Origin of the sequence: Domibacillus sp. DTU_2020_1001157_1_SI_ALB_TIR_016, from assembly GCF_032341995.1 — a bacterium.
Lineage (GTDB): Bacteria > Bacillota > Bacilli > Bacillales > Domibacillaceae > Domibacillus > Domibacillus indicus_A.
On sequence record NZ_CP135439.1, the window covers coordinates 1,534,936 to 1,551,626 of the forward strand.

15 protein-coding genes and 2 pseudogenes are annotated in these 16,691 nt (G+C 35.8%); 11 read left to right on the forward strand and 6 right to left on the reverse strand.

Annotated features, from left to right (window positions below; translation table 11 throughout):
- Positions 1–292: 292 nt before the first annotated feature.
- Both RRU94_RS15755 and RRU94_RS15760 read left to right on the forward strand, forming a co-directional pair.
- The gene (locus tag RRU94_RS15755) at positions 293–1,159 is read left to right on the forward strand and encodes a hypothetical protein (RefSeq protein WP_315695588.1); all 867 of its coding nucleotides are present in this window, start codon (positions 293–295) and stop codon (positions 1,157–1,159) included.
- Between the two features lie 45 nt (positions 1,160–1,204).
- Positions 1,205–2,293, forward strand: a complete 1,089-nt coding sequence (locus RRU94_RS15760) for an MrcB family domain-containing protein (protein ID WP_315695590.1) — start codon at positions 1,205–1,207, stop codon at positions 2,291–2,293.
- A 284-nt stretch (positions 2,294–2,577) separates the two neighbouring features.
- Here RRU94_RS15760 and RRU94_RS15765 read toward each other — a convergent pair whose 3' ends face one another.
- From RRU94_RS15765 to RRU94_RS15775, 3 genes and pseudogenes are all read right to left on the reverse strand, one after another.
- Positions 2,578–3,255: a site-specific integrase gene (locus RRU94_RS15765; RefSeq protein ID WP_315695989.1), complete on the reverse strand. Its 678-nt coding sequence runs from the start codon at positions 3,253–3,255 to the stop codon at positions 2,578–2,580.
- A pseudogene (locus RRU94_RS15770) lies at positions 3,241–3,432 on the reverse strand (site-specific integrase); the annotation flags it as partial. The pseudogene RRU94_RS15770 and the gene RRU94_RS15765, both read right to left, overlap by 15 nt.
- 12 nt (positions 3,433–3,444) lie before the next feature.
- Positions 3,445–3,699 (reverse strand): Arm DNA-binding domain-containing protein, encoded by a 255-nt coding sequence (locus tag RRU94_RS15775; RefSeq protein ID WP_315695592.1) that lies wholly within the window; start codon positions 3,697–3,699, stop codon positions 3,445–3,447.
- 185 nt (positions 3,700–3,884) lie between these two features.
- On the opposite strand from RRU94_RS15775, the pseudogene RRU94_RS15780 reads away from it, so the two are divergent.
- Both RRU94_RS15780 and RRU94_RS15785 read left to right on the forward strand, forming a co-directional pair.
- Positions 3,885–4,109, forward strand: a pseudogene (locus tag RRU94_RS15780) (NADPH-dependent 7-cyano-7-deazaguanine reductase QueF); the annotation flags it as partial.
- 301 nt (positions 4,110–4,410) lie between these two features.
- Positions 4,411–5,142, forward strand: a complete 732-nt coding sequence (locus RRU94_RS15785) for a hypothetical protein (protein ID WP_315695594.1) — start codon at positions 4,411–4,413, stop codon at positions 5,140–5,142.
- Positions 5,143–5,383: 241 nt separating this feature from the next.
- Here the strand turns inward: RRU94_RS15785 and RRU94_RS15790 are convergent, their stop codons facing one another.
- A complete protein-coding gene (locus tag RRU94_RS15790; protein ID WP_315695596.1) occupies positions 5,384–6,061 on the reverse strand; it encodes a GIY-YIG nuclease family protein in 678 nt (225 codons plus the stop codon).
- A 622-nt stretch (positions 6,062–6,683) separates the two neighbouring features.
- Here RRU94_RS15790 and RRU94_RS15795 point away from each other — a divergent pair.
- From RRU94_RS15795 to RRU94_RS15805, 3 genes are read left to right on the forward strand one after another with little or no spacing between them, the layout of a single operon-like run.
- Positions 6,684–7,034, forward strand: a complete 351-nt coding sequence (locus RRU94_RS15795; protein WP_315695598.1) for a hypothetical protein — start codon at positions 6,684–6,686, stop codon at positions 7,032–7,034.
- Positions 7,022–7,474, forward strand: a complete 453-nt coding sequence (locus RRU94_RS15800; RefSeq protein WP_315695600.1) for a hypothetical protein — start codon at positions 7,022–7,024, stop codon at positions 7,472–7,474. Before RRU94_RS15795 ends, RRU94_RS15800 begins: the two co-directional genes overlap by 13 nt.
- A 46-nt stretch (positions 7,475–7,520) precedes the next feature.
- Positions 7,521–7,877: a hypothetical protein gene (locus tag RRU94_RS15805; protein ID WP_315695602.1), complete on the forward strand. Its 357-nt coding sequence runs from the start codon at positions 7,521–7,523 to the stop codon at positions 7,875–7,877.
- 499 nt (positions 7,878–8,376) lie between these two features.
- On the opposite strand, the gene RRU94_RS15810 is transcribed toward RRU94_RS15805, so the two are convergent.
- Positions 8,377–10,044, reverse strand: coding sequence for a hypothetical protein (locus tag RRU94_RS15810; RefSeq protein WP_315695604.1), 1,668 nt, complete (start codon positions 10,042–10,044; stop codon positions 8,377–8,379).
- A 1-nt stretch (position 10,045) separates the two neighbouring features.
- Positions 10,046–10,798, reverse strand: a complete 753-nt coding sequence (locus tag RRU94_RS15815; protein WP_315695606.1) for a zinc-ribbon domain-containing protein — start codon at positions 10,796–10,798, stop codon at positions 10,046–10,048.
- A 1,303-nt stretch (positions 10,799–12,101) separates the two neighbouring features.
- On the opposite strand from RRU94_RS15815, the gene RRU94_RS15820 reads away from it, so the two are divergent.
- From RRU94_RS15820 to RRU94_RS15835, 4 genes are all read left to right on the forward strand, one after another.
- The gene (locus RRU94_RS15820) at positions 12,102–12,413 is read left to right on the forward strand and encodes a hypothetical protein (RefSeq protein ID WP_315695609.1); all 312 of its coding nucleotides are present in this window, start codon (positions 12,102–12,104) and stop codon (positions 12,411–12,413) included.
- A gap of 335 nt (positions 12,414–12,748) precedes the next feature.
- Positions 12,749–13,072, forward strand: a complete 324-nt coding sequence (locus RRU94_RS15825) for a hypothetical protein (protein ID WP_315695611.1) — start codon at positions 12,749–12,751, stop codon at positions 13,070–13,072.
- 127 nt (positions 13,073–13,199) lie between these two features.
- Positions 13,200–14,861, forward strand: coding sequence for a hypothetical protein (locus RRU94_RS15830; protein ID WP_315695613.1), 1,662 nt, complete (start codon positions 13,200–13,202; stop codon positions 14,859–14,861).
- Positions 14,862–15,364: 503 nt separating this feature from the next.
- Entirely contained in the window at positions 15,365–16,582 is a 1,218-nt protein-coding gene (locus RRU94_RS15835; protein ID WP_315695614.1) for an IS110 family RNA-guided transposase, read from the forward strand.
- The last annotated feature ends 109 nt before the right edge of the window (positions 16,583–16,691 follow it).

The following is a 16,691-nucleotide window of genomic DNA, read 5'->3' on the forward strand; positions in this document are numbered from 1 at the left end:
TTAACTAACCGCGTCTTTTAATAGACCGAAGTGTAACGCGAGTTGTAGTTTAAGAAAAATTTCTTGTGAAATTTAATATATAACGCTGTTTAATTAGAAAGAAAAGGGGAGGAAACTAGAGGGAAAAACGGTGGTGGATCTAAACCCTTATTTCTGTACAATCAAATTATCTCAAGCGAAAAGATAGTGTTTTGACTATAATAAAGTAAAAAAACTTGTAACTTTACGTAAAAAGGAAGTAAATATGGTTAGTGCTAAGTAATAGTTAAACAACAGATAGAAGGTGTGGAAATTGGAATATATAAAGCTTAAGAAAATCTCATTAAAAGAATATCCTCAAATTAACGAAAAATGGGTACAACAAAAAATTGCCGAGGATACCTCCATGCTTGGTTTGGGAGAGATCGAATTAAAAGAGATGGAGAGAAAGCAGCCAAGAGCGGGCAGGTTGGACTTTTTGTTTCAAGATGATAACAATAGACGCTATGAAGTGGAACTACAATTAGGAAAAACGGACGAAAGTCATATTATAAGAACAATAGAGTATTGGGATATAGAAAGAAAAAGGTCTCCGCAATTTGAGCATGTGGCAGTAATTGTCGCGGAAGATATTACGAGTCGATTTTTAAATGTAATAAGCCTTTTCAACGGGAATATCCCTATAATTGCTATTCAAATGAACGCGGTCCAAATTGAAAATAAAATTGGACTTCAATTTATTACTGTCTTGGATGAGACCGCTCTTCCAACTTATGAGGAGGATGAAGAATTTCAAACACCGACGGACCGTAAATTTTGGGAAGAAAAAGCCACTCCATCAACAGTCGCGCTTGCTGATGAACTCCTAACTTTAATACATGAAAATATCAACCACAATATAAGGCTTAAGTACAACAAGTTTTATATTGGGTTAGAGCAAGATGGAATGACTAATAATTTTGTGACATTTAAGCCTAGGAAGCAAAATATTATTTTTCAACCAAAATCGGAACAATCAGAGGAAATTGATAATTTAATAGAGGAATCCGGCTTGGATTTTTTGGAGTATAGTAAGCGTGGGAGGACTTACAGAATCAAACTATCCAAGAATAATATAAAAGAGAATAGAGATTTGCTTGTAAAGCTGATCAAGCATTCTTTCAAGTTTTTGAATGGTTGATACTAGAGTAAGACTAAGTAATTGTACAAATTAGGGGGGAATCGCTTGTTAAAAGAAAAGCTTGCTTATGTTCTTAATAATTTCTTGCCCAATAGACTGTTAAGTGATAGTCAACGGACTATTTTTAAAAGATATTTAATAAATGATTTTTCAAAGGAAATCTCTCGATTAATTGATAATGATTTATTTGAGATATCTGTTCATACCGCTGTTGGAAGACCGGCGGATATACCGTGGGTGGGGATTCATTATAGGAAAGATGGTTTCGATTCCAGTTCCCAAACGGGTGTGTATGTGGCGATATTGTTTAAGGTTTTAGGAGATGGTGTGGCTTTTACTTTGCAGCAAGGAACGGATAAGCTAAGTAGTATTGGCTCTATTAAGGAAAAGGTGCGACCAATCTCCAATACGATAAGGTTGCCTTCATTGGATTTTAAAACCACGCCTCTCTCCCTTAGGCCTTTACCTTTTGATAAAACGGTTTTTCCCAACGACCCCAGAACTTCGATACAGATATTTACCAACAGTTCCAGACCCGCTAAGTATGAAGCCGCTAATATTTTAGGTAAAGAATACGATATGGAATACATTCAAAATAGCGATTTGGAAGGAGATTTAACAAGTCTGGTAAGAGTTTATAATGAATGGGTGAACTCTATTTTAACTAGCGATTTAGAGGATAGATATCAAGAAAGTATTAGCGGTTCAAGTAACGAAAACAATGAAATTAAACACGAAGAGACGGTTCCTCCGGATCGTTTAAATAGACTGCAAGTAAGGTCGGGTTCATTGCATCCGCCAAGAAATCGGAAAGAAGGAGACTTGGCTATTAAGCTCGCTGATTTTCTATGCGAAATGGATAGTGATCATAGGACATTTAATCTTAGCGGTGGCAAACAGTTTATGGAGAAACACCACTTAATACCTATGGAGCAGTATTTTAACTTCGAGAAGTCCGTGGATCATTACCTAAATATCTATAGTTTATGTCCTACATGTCATAGGAAAATTCATTATGGTGAAAAGGAAGATAGAAAAGAGATGCTTGAAATTTTATATGGAATGAGAAAAACTAACTATCAAGAGATTTACGGCATCCAATTAAACGACTTATTTCGTTATTACAATGTTTAATATAATTTAGATTATTACAGAGGCGAGATAATTATTGAGGTTATTTAAAAACAGGAAATAAAAATCCCTGAAAAAAGACAGTAAGCAACATAAGATTTTCCTGTTTTTTTAATCTTATATTGAGCTGGGAGATTGCCGCCTTGACAGGGTAGAGGTCGCTGGTTCGAACCCAGTAGGAATCATCAATGTTCAAAACCGTAAATCCTTGATGTATAAGGGTTTGCGGTTTTTTTATTTTGTTCTCTTATATCCGTTCCGCTTCATTGGTCATAAGGACAAGGGAATTAACCGTTAAACAATTTATTTGCAAGACGCTTAGATGCCTCTCGCTGCATGTTAGGCAAAACATGCGAATAGGTATCCAATGTGATTTTTACGCTGCTATGATCTAACCGCTCGGATATTAGTTTAATGTTTTCTCCTTGCTGTAGCATAAGACTAGCGTGCGTGTGCCTTAAATCATGGAAGCGAATCTTAGGAAGGTTGGCTTTAGCAATTAAGCGGTAGAAGGTCCTGAGCACGTTCCTAGGGTTGATTGGTTTTCCATTTGAAGTACATACGATCAGATCAGAATTAAGGTAAGCAGGGCCGTATTTGAGCTTGTTGGATGCTATCCGCTTTCTGTGCTGTTTAAGATTGAATATAGTGACTGCATCTAAACCAACTGAGCGGTTGCCGGCTGTACTTTTCGTACCTTCCTTGAATCCTATTCCATCGTGTGTCAGGGTCTGTCTTATATAAAGACACTCATTTTCAAAGTCTATGTCTCTCCAACGCAATCCTAAGATTTCTCCTTGCCTCATTCCTGTTGTTACTGCAAGCAGAAAAGCAATGTAGTAAGGGGAGGACATAGAGTGTTTAAGAAACAAAGACACTTCAGTTGCATTCCAAATGATAGTTTCTTTCGAAGTTACTTTTGGTTTTTCAACACCTGAAGCGGGATTTTTCTTGATAAGCTCCATTTTAACAGCTGCATTTAAAGAGGCATTTACAACATTAAAGATGCGCTTAATCGTCCATTTCGCCAATCCCTTACTTCTTAGCTCTCCGATAAAACCTTGTACGTGCATTGGTGTTACGGACGCCAGTGGTAATAAGCCGAAAGAAGAGAGAATGTGATTTTTTAAGTACGATTCATATGCTTTTAAAGTTTAAGAACTCATTTCGTTTATCTTTGTATCAAGCCAGAAGCGCATGTAATCACCATACGTTTGCTTAGACGGTTCAATATAAAGCCCTTCATGTAATTCATTCAAAAGAGCTGCTAAAGCTTTCTCCGCTTCCTTCTTTGTTTGAAACCCTCGCTTCTTTTTCTGCTTACGCTTATCCGTCAGTGGGTCTTTTCCAATATTAATAATGAAATCCCACTTGCCTGTTTGTTTATTCTTTTTAATACTGCCTTTCATTGTTAAGAGCCTCCTAAAATGCTCTTAAGCCTGTAAAAAGTTCCCTTAACCCATTTTAACACATATTATCGATTAATTACCTAAATACAAAACTATCTGTAATAAAGCTTTTATAGCTTACAGTCAATGATTTACTAAGGTTTTGAGAGAGAGGTTTTGATGGTGTTGAAAATCCGTTTTTAAACAACCACGCTGCCTTCCTTGAAGACTGCATGAATATTATCATGAATGACCTTATTGAACTGATGGACCCACGCTACATTAAAGTATGGGGCGAATTCACGCCTCGTGGCGGGATTTCGATTGACCCGTACACGAACTGCGGGAAGCCTGGCACGAAATACGAAAAAATGGCGGAGTACCGCATGATGAACCATGACCTATATCCAGAAACGGTGGATAACCGGTAAGGACAAAGAAACGAGCGTAGTCAAACGAAAATTAGCTGAAATGTAACCAGAAATACAGCCTTTTTTCAAAAATGTGACCAAATGTGTGACCAACAGAAGTGCGAAATAAGGTGATGTGACCACGCATTATACGTAAGAAAGATGTCTTTTTCTAAGGCATCTTTTTTAGTTTTTATTAAGAAGAGATTTCATAAAAAGTATTGTTTATAGTTAATCCAGCTAAGAGTAAACTCAATTTTATAAATAAAACTTTTTTGGTATAATTGTAGAATCAATAGAAACTTACCCTTGGAGGGTAATTGTGAAAAAAAAGGTTGAAAAATTGAGTTATTTTGATCGAGAAGAGATTACTAGGCATGAAAAGTTACAGCGTGCTAAAGAGTTATATATTGATTTTCAAAAGCAAGAGAATCACACTTCTTTTAGTAAATATAGTCCAAAAGCAAATTCATATGTTATGCAGATTTTTGATAAGTATAAGCCAAATCAGATTAAAGCTTTTTGTAAGTATGTAGGAATTAGAAAAAAGCAAAAGAATAAATTAGTTACTCCGAAAAGGACATCGTCATCATTAATTAATCCGCATTTAACTGCTTATGCCCAATTAGGATTAAGGTTTGAATCTAAAGTAAAAGAGATATTGTTAGTATTGAATCAACATAAGAAGATAGATTTTCAAGTGGTTATACCTGTAAAAGGACATAATACCAATACTAGTTATTTGAAGCCGGATATTGTTATTAACGATGATATTTGGATTGATTGTAAGTTGTCAAAAAATAGTAACCTAAAGGAAACTGCTATAAAGTATGAAGGTCATTGTAGGATATTAGAGTTCTATGTACTAATGAATGAAGGAATAGATTATGGAGTGGATGAAAGCTCAGGTCAAATCATTAGATCAATATGGAGCGTTATTCAAAGAGGGAAAGGGAAGTTAGGAGAAGAGTTAGCCCAGCATTACTATAACGAATTTAAACGATTAGAACAAGAGTATATAAATATTAAGGAAAATGGAAACATCGGTTCCTGAATATTCAACTATAAAAAGGTTTGAGCTTTCAAGATGGAAATGCTTTGACAACCACCGAATAAGACTCCGCCAAAGAGGAGAATGTTTAGGTAGCTTCTGTTTGTAAGCATGTCAACTAGCGGCATGTTTTCTCTTGTTAAGAAGCTATCTTGTCCAATGGTTGATACTGATTATTTGTTAGAAAGAAAAAGAACCACATGTTAATATGTAGTTCACCGATTCTGCAACGCTAGTAGATGTTTTATTTAACTTTAAGTACGCCATTTTTAACTAGGCTATTTAAAGCACCAACGTTTTTGTATCTAAAATAAACGATTAATCTATCTAAATCCTTCTTGGTTAAGGATGAGTAATCAACCATTAGTTCGTATTCTTGATCTAACCTCTTGATCATAGACTTAGCATATTCAAGCTGTTTTTCTGTTAAGGAGAGAGCCACAGTTTCATTTTTCTGTGTGCGCTCTGCACCTAACTGATTATGGATAGTCATATTTATATCTTCTGTATAATTCTTTTCTTTAATCCATGTAATATCCTCTCGTGTTAAAGCGAACCATTCTCCCTCTAAACGCTTGTGAGCAAAATGTTTATGAAAAGCGACTTCTGTTTGATGGTGATTCCCCGATTTGATAAGAAAAATAAGTTCATTCTCAAATGGCAGTTTAACACTAAAAAGATTCATTCTTTGGTCAATGTGTTTTGTTTTACCGATTTTAAATGAACCGTTTAAATGTTCTTGAACAAAATAAACATAACCCGGAGCTTTACCATCGGGATAAGAGGAATTAATAACACTTTCTAACTCTCTTGAATCAGGTTGAAACAAGAATATTTTTTGAGGTGCAAGGACAACAGTTTCTTTTATTATTTCTTTAGGTTTAGACTTCTGTGAAAATTTGGATAGTAATTCCTTTAACATTTTTCCGCTTCACTTCCTAAGATGTCTTTTTATCTGACTATGATCTGAAGATACAGTAGTAATTTCCTATAAACCTAGCATAATAATTAAAGAAGAAGAATACAACAAGAAATGTTGTTGGAAGTTTTAGTTAATTGAAGAGATATATAAGTGAGTGGGGTGCACCTTCTCACCAATTGATCTGATGTTTTTTATTAGGAGAGGTAAAGCACTCTGATCGCCGCAACCAGTTTACTTTTACATACGTGTAAATGAGTACGTTGTATGCTTGAAATCCGAGATTAATGGATAACCGAGGCGAGTGTCAGGGAAATGTATGTGGTCACATAAAATTGGCTGAAGTGTGACCAGAAGAACCACTTTTTTCGAAAATTGTGACCAATAGAAGTGAAAAATAAGGTGACGTGACCAAACCATTATACATAAAAAAGAGGTATCTCCACGAAGAGACCTCTTTTTATTTGGAAAACTTTATTTAGCTTCAAACGTTCTTAATGAATCTTAGAAACAGAAATCAAATGGACATTGAGTGAACTTATAAATCTCCTTTGCACGTGGGAAGGTATTTTGGATAAATGTAAGGAATTAGATATAACGGAGTAGAAAATAATGAGGTGATATTTTGTTAGAACAAACATTAGCGGAACGATTACGTCAAGAGCCACCAGAAAATTGTACAGTAGTAAATGGCAGCACTCCAATTATTGCATTTGGACGATTTCGAAGTGCCAAAGTAGCTTCTGTTAGTTTAAATCCGAGTTGGGCAGAGTTTGAACCAGTAAGGGATAATAATCGTTTTCATACATTAAAAACTTTAGGTATAGATAGTTATTCCGAGATTACAGCCGAACATATAAAACAAATATTGGATTATTGTGAAAGGTATTTTGAACGTTATTATACTACAGGGGTTAGAAAGATTAAAAAAATCCATTGTATTATAAACCGTGGTTCAATCCCATGGAAAAATTAATAAATGATATATCTGGAGCCAGCTATCTCAATGGTAGTGCTTGTCATTTGGATATAAGTCAGTGGGCTACTAAGGACACATGGGGAAAGTTAAAGGAACACCAAAGAAAAGCTATAACAGGAAAAAGTGATTTGGATTTATTAAGACAACAAGTATTAACTAATAATTATGAAATTATCTTATTAAATGGTGCTACAACCTCTGAGGTATTTTTAAATCAATGCTTTAATATCTATGACTACAAGACCATTACTCTTCAGAAGACAACTAGAGTTAAAGAGGAGAAAACGCTGTCTAAAGTTGAAGGGTATTACGTAGAGGTTAATGAGCTGCTAGGTAAGAAACTTAAAAACCCAACAAAAATTATTGGTTGGAATGATTATATACAAAAAAAACCTTCAAATATTGAGTTGATTAAAAGTTGGATAAAAACGCTTTAGCACTGCCTTAAATCAATCATCGATCAGAAATGGTGTGAATGATATTTTGAAAGAACCATTTTACCATAATACACATTATGTTTTTAGTAAATTAAAGGAACATAATGAAAACCCATTTATAAAAGAGTTAGATAACTATTGGAAGCCAGTTTATAATAAGTTGGAAAATAAAAAAATTGAAATTTGTAAATTTGAAAATGCTACATTGTTCCAAATTAATCATGAAGGATTCCACTTATTTTTCATTAAGGAATTTTCTGAGTTTCCATATCGGAATAATATATTTTTTGGGAATTTTTTAATTGATGGGACCATTTTTGATGAACATAAAGACGAGAAAATACTTACATATAGATTTAAGGATTATCAAAAAGGACGATTAAGGGGAAAGAATATACTGTAATTAATACAGAGAGTGTTTTCATAAAGTTTAGAAAAAGAAATAATCAAGCTGATTTTTCAAAGAGTTTGAAATAGAGGAAAATGACGCAGGTGTGAACAAAAGATTTCGATATAGTAAATTTGGAGAGCATATTATTATATTTAGCTATGAAGAATAGGTTAAAATTACGTTGTGAGAAAAGGGGATTTATTTTACATCCATTCACTTGATCATTCTAAACATAATTAAAGAAAATGTATGCAGCCACTCCGTTAACGTGAGTGGCTGGTTGAATTTTTAAATTTCTTGTATTAATTTTAATTTTCTCTGTCTGTTTCAAGTATTTGTTAGAAATTGTTTGATAATCTTGCTTATCGAATAAATTCAGGGATGACTTGGTCAAATTTTATAAAAGGCATGGTGTAAAACTTATTTTCTTTTCCACAAAATTTCTCCTCCAATAAGAATTAAGGAAAGGTTGCAATCTTAATAATTTCTCTATTTAAGTGAATTTATCGTTTTATAGATGCTTATCAATGATTTTTTCAATTTGGTCATAATTCCAATGGGGAATTATAATTAAATAAATTCCATTCTCCATACAATATTTTCGTTTTTTTTGGTCGCTTCGGATTTGTCTTTGGAATTTTTCACGCCCTCCAAAATAAGAAATGGGCTTATAATGTTGTTCACCTTGGAATTCAAATGCCACAAGAAGTTTACCGGAATGTTTTGGATCAAATACCGCGACATCCAGGCGAAGAGCGCCTGGGATTTTGAACTCGACTTCATATGGAAAGTTTCTGGTTTTTATATGATTGACTATCCTTCTTTGACCTTTGAACTCTTTGCATGCGGGACATCTAGCCCCGGATAAAAAAGAATAGGGAACAACATCGTACGGATATCCACACGCCATATGCTGAATTTTAATATGAGTGTCGGCATCCACATAATTACCTAAAACAACGTATTCTTCTCCAACTAAATCAAAAACTTCATTTCGAAACATTTCGGTTGTTTTGGCTGCTTTTCCTTGGCACTGAGCACAACGTCGGCCTCGTAAAAAGTTCGCCGGGGTGATAGGATATATCCTTCCACAGGGATGGTGTTTGATCTCAATCGGAATGTCTGTGTTCAGGTATTCGCCTAGAACCTTGTATTCTTCACCGACTAAATTATAGACTTCTTTCTTAAACTCCTCGGTAGTCTTTTTTTGATTACCGGCACATTCTGGGCATCGGGTATTCATACGGATAAAATTATTGGGTTTTACAGTATAGTGATGACCACACACTACATGCTTCATTTGGACAGGTGTATGCATACTCTGATAGTTCGAAAGCACATGGTATTCGTTTCCAGCCAGACTCTTAACTTTTTGGAGAAACCATTCATGGTCAATGCGTAAACTACCGAAACAATATCGACATCGATTACCTTTCAAAAACTTGCTTGGAATGATCGGTGATCTTCTTCCACATTCCACATGTAAAAAATCGATGTGGGTTTTACTATCAACATAGGGGGATTGAATGATGTATTCATTTCCCACAAGCTGCTGTATTTTTTTTGTAAAAGTATCCGTGTTCCATCTCGTTCGTTTAGCTTTTTTTTTAGAACACATAGGGCAGCGTTTTCCTTTTATAAACTCTTTTCGAAGCGCTGGAAACTCGGTTTCGCAAGTGTTATGCCTCAACATCACAGGAATATGGGTATTTACATATTCACCGATGACCCTGTATCCATCCCCTTCCAGTTCCTGAACTTCTTGGATAAACCTCGCTGTGTCTTTTTTATCTTTATTCGAACATTGCGGACATTTAGCGCCCTTTAATATCGTAATTGGTAGAGAAGAATGTTGATGCTTACAAACGGTCCATTCCATCAAAAGAGGCTTTCTCGAACTTTGGTATTCTCCGATAACACGGTACATACCAGGAAAAAGTTCATCGAGTTCTTGTTGGAACTGCACTGACGTTTTTTTTTGTAAGTTGGAACAAATTTTACATTTGCATCTTTTTCGAATTAAAGTATCATAACAGGTTGGGTATTCATGATCGCACTGGTGGCGGACAATAAAATTGCTACCGGAATAAAAGGAGATTAGTATATATTCATCTTGATATAAATCCCATAACGCTTTCTTTATACTTTCTTTTGTATGCTTTAAACGGGTTTTTTTCATTCTATTTATCTTTTCCTTTTTTAAGTTTTACTCCAATATCTACCGGACACCATTTCCCTCTTAGTACATCCATAGGTCTAGAATCAAAAATGTGACCATCCCGGCACATCCACTTTAATTTTGTTTTGGTGTTAACATAGTGTTCGGAAAGACACTGCCCACCTCGTTCCCTGGCAAGGTTCCTCATTTTCTCAATCCCATGTTTCCTACTGTTGTTGTGACACATTTTACATCTACTTCCTTTCTTATAATTGTGGTATGCCATGTTATACAAATGTCCATTTATACATTGAATGGTTAAGGGTGTTCGTGCATTGACATATTCAGTGGACAATAGTACGTTGCCTTCCGCTTCAATCTCAGCTTTCACAGAGCCATAGTTGAGCTTTTGATTCCCGGCGCACAGTGGGCAATTTCTCCCCATTTGTATTGATTTTGGAGTCGCATCCCATTGATGGCCATAGCGACATCGCCAAGATGATTTTTTATAGCTGTTCACATAGGTTGCGGGGTCGAGAAAGACACCTCTTCCCTGAAATTTTTGATAAACTTCTTCCGCGGTAAGCTTAGCGTTTCCCGCACAATGAGCGCATCCCGTCCCTTTCAACAAGTGATCCACACGGGCGTTGAAAAAAACATGGCAGGTTAAACACTCAATAGTAACTTTTAACTTACTGTGAATGTTTTCAACGCAATCTGTTTCGGTGAGTCGAAGCTTCTTAGATTGAAGTGTGGATACGAGGTTTTCATACACCCTTTGCACCTCCTTATGATGGTGTTACCGGATGGTATTTCCAAACTTGGTTTTATATATACGTAAATCTAATGTTTTTCAATAATAAAAGGCCTATTTTTTGAGGGGTGATAATAAAGTTATTGTTTTATCGGTATGTTTAGAAGCCGTAAAAAACCACCTTAAGGTGGTTTTAGATTGTGGAAAAAAGGGTGGAAATAGTGTTGTTCCGACCTCCTTTTGTTGATTTTTTCTCTTATTCGAGTTTAAATTAATCTCTATTCGTCTCATTTATCGGGTCATCGCTGGGACTGGCCACGCATACATACTTCTGTCGAATAATATAAGGACTTTTTTGGGGAAATCATCATCGTGTGTTGAACTGTTTCTACCTTCTTCTTCGAAATATACGTCTACGTATTTAACCTATAACTTTTCTATTTTTAAAAACGTTGTTATACGAAAATATTTTTTTGGATAGACTGCTTTTCATAACGAGTAAAAGGGAGAGACACACTTTGGCTAACTTGAGCCACGAAAGACGCAGAGATGAAGAAGCTGCTCTCTACGAGAATGCGAAGTTGTTTTTCGAGCGTTCGCTGAAGAAAAAGTGAACACGGCAAAAAATAAGGGCATATTGTACATATAAAATTTGCCCTTCTCTTACTGTTTCTAACAATAAATCTACTTAAATATAGCTTTACAGTATGTCTTACCTTTTATACATCCTCCCTTCTTTATACAAAGCGTTTTGTTTCCACTCAAATTCAAAAAAGCATGTCTTATAATTTGTTTTAAACTTCAGGATATTCCAGACTTGGGACGGTTTTATGCTGATGGTGTAACAATTTTTTAATTATTTTGAGTAGACTCACGACCATTCTTATTTAAAACATTTAGTCAATAATAAAAGCGAAATACCGTTAACAAGCGAATAATATACATGTATCTATAAGTTTTTGATCTGCTCCGATGAATTCCCCGTAATTAGCTAAAAATCTGAGTTCCTTACTTACTGTCCCTGCTTTTGACCGATTTTCGATTCGTTCCCATTCCCATTGGTAATGATGTCTGTTTAATATATTCCTCTCTTTCAAATGGTATAGAGCATAGAGGCTCAAGCTCTGTGGTGTCAAATCTAGCGTAACCTTTATAGGAGAAGGGAGCGTGCGAATTGTAAGCTAAAAAGCCTCTGTTGGGTCAGTTGTGTTCCCAATAGGATTGTTTTTTATTATAAAAACTATCGAAAAATGTATATTTAAAAAGATTAACGGGGATTACTTATCGCATAAATAGAACATTCATTCTGAAATGAGGTGCGGATATGTTATACCTGTATGAGATTCGGAAATTAATTAAGGATATTGAAGATTTCCAAGATCCATTAGAAACGATTGAATGCCTGCACATTCGCAGTGAATTTAACGAGGTCTACGATCATTTAACGAAACAAGAAAAAAAAGAACTTGATGAATGTGACCACAAGATCCGTGAAAAAGCTGTGGGAATTTTAAAACACCTTGAGCTAGTTCATGATTTCAGGAAATCGAAACAATCTGACCAGGAATGGTGGTGGCATCTAGACAAGGTGATAAGTGGGGAAATAGACCTTGGAAATGAAGAACAAATGACGTAAAAAGCTTTTTGGGAACAAAAAAATTCTACTCATGTTAAGAATGTTTATTAGGCCATGTTGTACTCCCTGATTAGATGCTTGCTCTCCACGATGAATGTGAGGATACTTAGAAAAAATAATGCATAAGTTTTTGTCTAAGCTTACTAGCTAGAAAGCATATTTCTATTTGCTGAGATAAGAGTAACAATTTACCGTTCAAGTAGGGCAAGGTAATGGTAATTTGTCATCTTTTATAATTAATGTTTCTTTTTTGAAATATATGTTCTAGTTGAATAAACAAACATACATTTGGTTATGCTGTAAACAGAACATAAGTTTTCATAGGAGGGGCAACATTGCAAGAAGAAACAGCTCATTATTATCATGCTTTACAAAAGTCTGAATTTACTGCACTTGACGCTCAAGTTAAAGGGTATGCTTTCTGGGGAGTCAGTCAACGAAAGGAATCAGAAGGCGAAATATATTTTTGGTGTGTACAGACCAGTATGAATTATTTAATTATACAGAAGGAATGCGTTGTTAGGTCGTCTGATAATGTATTAGATAAAAATGGTACGCGTTATGGAGAGGGAAGGTTTGTCCCGATACCTTATGAAGTTTGTATATTTCTTAATAATTGCTTCTCAAAATTAAATTTAAGAAAAACAGTAATTGAATAAAGAATCTTAACGCTAAATCTCAATACTTTAAACGAAATCTCACTGACTACAAGTAGCTCCATCTGGTTTTGCGCCGGGTGGAGCGACTGAATTTTTTAATAATAATGCTAAGGGGTGAAATATTATCATGTTGGCGGAAGAAAAAGTTTGGATCAATTGTCAAAACAACACAAAAAAATATTTTGTTTCCAAAGGATATGAGTGGAAGAAAAATGAACAAATTCTTGTGACTATCAGTGATTTACCAATACAATCAAACCAGAAAATAAAAGTGCAATGCGATTACTGCAATGAAAAAGGAGTTATAACCTACTGTTATCCTCCATACAGCCATTATAATAAATCCCGTCAATACATTGAGAAAGATGCGTGCGGAAATTGCGCTTCCCTTAAACGAAAAGAAGTCCACGAGGCAATGTATGGTGTTTCTTATCCCATGCAACGAAAAGAAGTGGTGGACAAATTCCGAAAAAACTTTGATTCTGTAAAGAATCTGTTTGAAGAGTGCGGTTTGGAGCTATTGGCTAGCTCGGTAGATTATGAAAACGCTGATACGTGGCTGCCTTTTAAATGCCTTGAACATCAAAATGTTGAAGGGCAAAAAACCACATATCGAACCCTATATTCAATAAGAACTGCTTGTCGGGTTTGTGGGAAGCGAAATCAAATTAAATATAGGGAAGACAGTCATTTGTGGAAAGGAGGAGTAGTTCCTCTTTCAACATACCTCAGGGAACGAATAAACCCATGGAAAAAAGATAGTCGAGCCGCATGGGGATGGCGTTGTGTGCTGTCTGGCAAAAAAAACAACACCGAGGTACACCACCTTAATCGAAATTTTAATTCTATTTTACAGGAAACACTTATTTCCACAGATCTCCCTTTACTAGAAAAAATATCGGAGTATCAAGAGAAAGATTTGTTAAGGATAGAAGAAAAATGTTTAGAACTGCACTACCATTATGGTCTAGGGATTCCGCTATTAAGAACAATTCACAAGGACTACCATTCTCAATATGGGAAAGAGGACGGTGATATCCACACCTTTATGGAATTTGCGGAGAAGTGTTACGGTGTTAAAGGTTCACTAGAAGAATGGGTCAAACTAAAGCTTGATTTCAAAAAAAAACCATATGGAAAGTATCATCACCCGAAAAAAGTAGGGAAGTCACGTTTTTCCGGGGTTACTTTTTCCAAAGGAAAATGGAGTTATGCTTTATACTTCAGAGGAAACGCTTACCGCCAACAGGGGTACGAAACGGAAGTGGAAGCCGCTTATGCCTACAACCTGAAATCGCTTGAGATAAAAGGTGAATACGCAAAATTAAATCAACTAACGGAGGAAGAAAAAAGGTATGCGAAAAATAAAGGAGTAAAAGTTTTAATACCCAAAGGAAAACGTGGAAGAAACAGCAAAAATTCTAGTCGTCATATACAGCAAAAATTAGACTATTATCCTTTGAAAAAAGAAGGGGAAACCAGGTTTACAAACGTACGTTTTAATCAAAAAAACCAAAGTTGGATGTATGATTTTAGGTTCAAAAATAAATCCTTTACGAAACGGGGCTTTGAAAATGATGTTCAAGCTGCTTACGCCTACAATTTGCGAGTAAAAGAGGTGAAAGGAGAAGAGGCCATTCTAAATTACTTGACAGAGGAAGAACGGAATTTAATGGAAAAATTCTTTATGGAACAAATAGGGACATTGAGTGGAAAAAAGAAAAGTCCTGTTTCTCGCTTTCGTGGGTTATTAAACCTAAGCGATCAAAAGGGTGGACAGCCCAATTAAAACATAATAGAGTGACGTATCGTTGGAGTGGTTTTAGAAATGAATATGAGGCTGCTTTAGCATATAATGAAAAGGCTCAAGAACTTAAGGGGGGTAAGGCAACACTGAACCGATTATCGGAAGAAGAGCTTGTGCGGGTTGACTATCACAACTTGTGGAAAGATATTCGAACAGCAACATATTTGTATGCGAATTAGCGGATGTTTGTTAATTCCAAATCTTCACGAATGAACTGGATTTGAGTCAATAATTTGGACACAAAACATACTAAGATTAGCAGTACAGATCAAGGCATTGGTCTGTACTGCTATTTCTTATATAGTAGAAGTGAAGCTGGAGGCCGGTTAACTTTTGGGATCTGGAATCCGTACACAAAACAGGCCTCCTTCACTTACCTTATCTGAATCTGGTTTGAGTATGTTGGATCCTTCGAGATCGTGTAGAAGAAATGGGAATCGATAAGTGTATGATGAGGGCTTCAAGGCAAGATAAGGAGGAGTTCTATGAAGCACATTATTGCGTTTGATGTTAGTATGGGCAAAAGTTATATGGTCATTTATAATGCAGAGAAAAAATGCATATTTGAAGGCGAGATCAGGCATTCACGACCCGATTTTGAAGAATTACAGAAAAGAATCGATAGATTCGTCGATAATAGTGGAGAGCAGCCTCATATTGTTTTTGAAGCTACAGGAGTATATTCAAGACCATTAGAGCGCTTTATGCGAGAGAATCAGTATACATACTGCCTTTTGAATCCATTAGAAGCGAAAATGCAGTGCGATTCCTTGCGGATTCATAAAACAGATAAAAGTGACGCTCACCAGTTGGCACTCACCCATTTCGCTGTTTCTCGACGGGAAAAGGAAAGATCGGATGATTTGTTTAATCAACTGAAGGCACTCTCCAGATTCTATAGCGAACTGGATGATGAATTGTCTGTTCTTCGCAGCCGGATGCATAAGGTTATTCAGCTGACTTTCCCTGAATTGGAGAAGATCTTTACTAGGAAATCGGAGCTCTTTTTAAACATTGCTCAGCTGTTTCCCCACCCGGATTTTGTTCTGGTACTTTCCAAAACCGTGATCACAAATAAAATCCGTGCTAATACAAATAAAAACATTTCAATTTCGGCCGCCGAGAAGAAAGCGGTAGAACTACTGGAAGCCGCACAATACTCTTATCCAGCCGTGTCCTCCCATGACGTTTTGTGCGAACAACTGCGCTCCTATGCAGAGCGTTATCAAGAAATCCTTCGAAAGAAGGACCAGTGTATTGATAGTATGGTTTTGTTAGCCAATAAGCGGACTGAATATAGGATCATTGCTAGCTTTCCCGGAATTGGCCCGAATACAGCAGTACGCCTTATGGCTGAAATTGGGGATATTCATCGATTTGATAACCATAAACAGCTGAACGCTTTTGCTGGAATCGATATACGACGTTTCCAATCGGGTAAAACCTTTTTCAAAGATAAAATCAATAAACGTGGAAATAAACACCTACGAAAACTACTTTATATTATTATCCAGAATATGATTAAGCAGCGTCGTTTTGGGAAAAATCATCTTATTGAATACTATGATAAACTAAAAACGCAACCCTATAACAAATGTCATAAAGTCGCATCCATTGCTTGTGTGAATAAGCTGTTGAAGTGCCTCTTCTACCTTATTTCACACAATAAATATTATGATTATGGTTTAGCCACACCATCATAACTAACTTTCGCGTATATTTTATCACATCTACATGAACCTAGTAAAAAATATAGATATATGCTAGGATTATTTGTTGTGCCTAAAGATTGGATTAGAATGCCACTTCCGG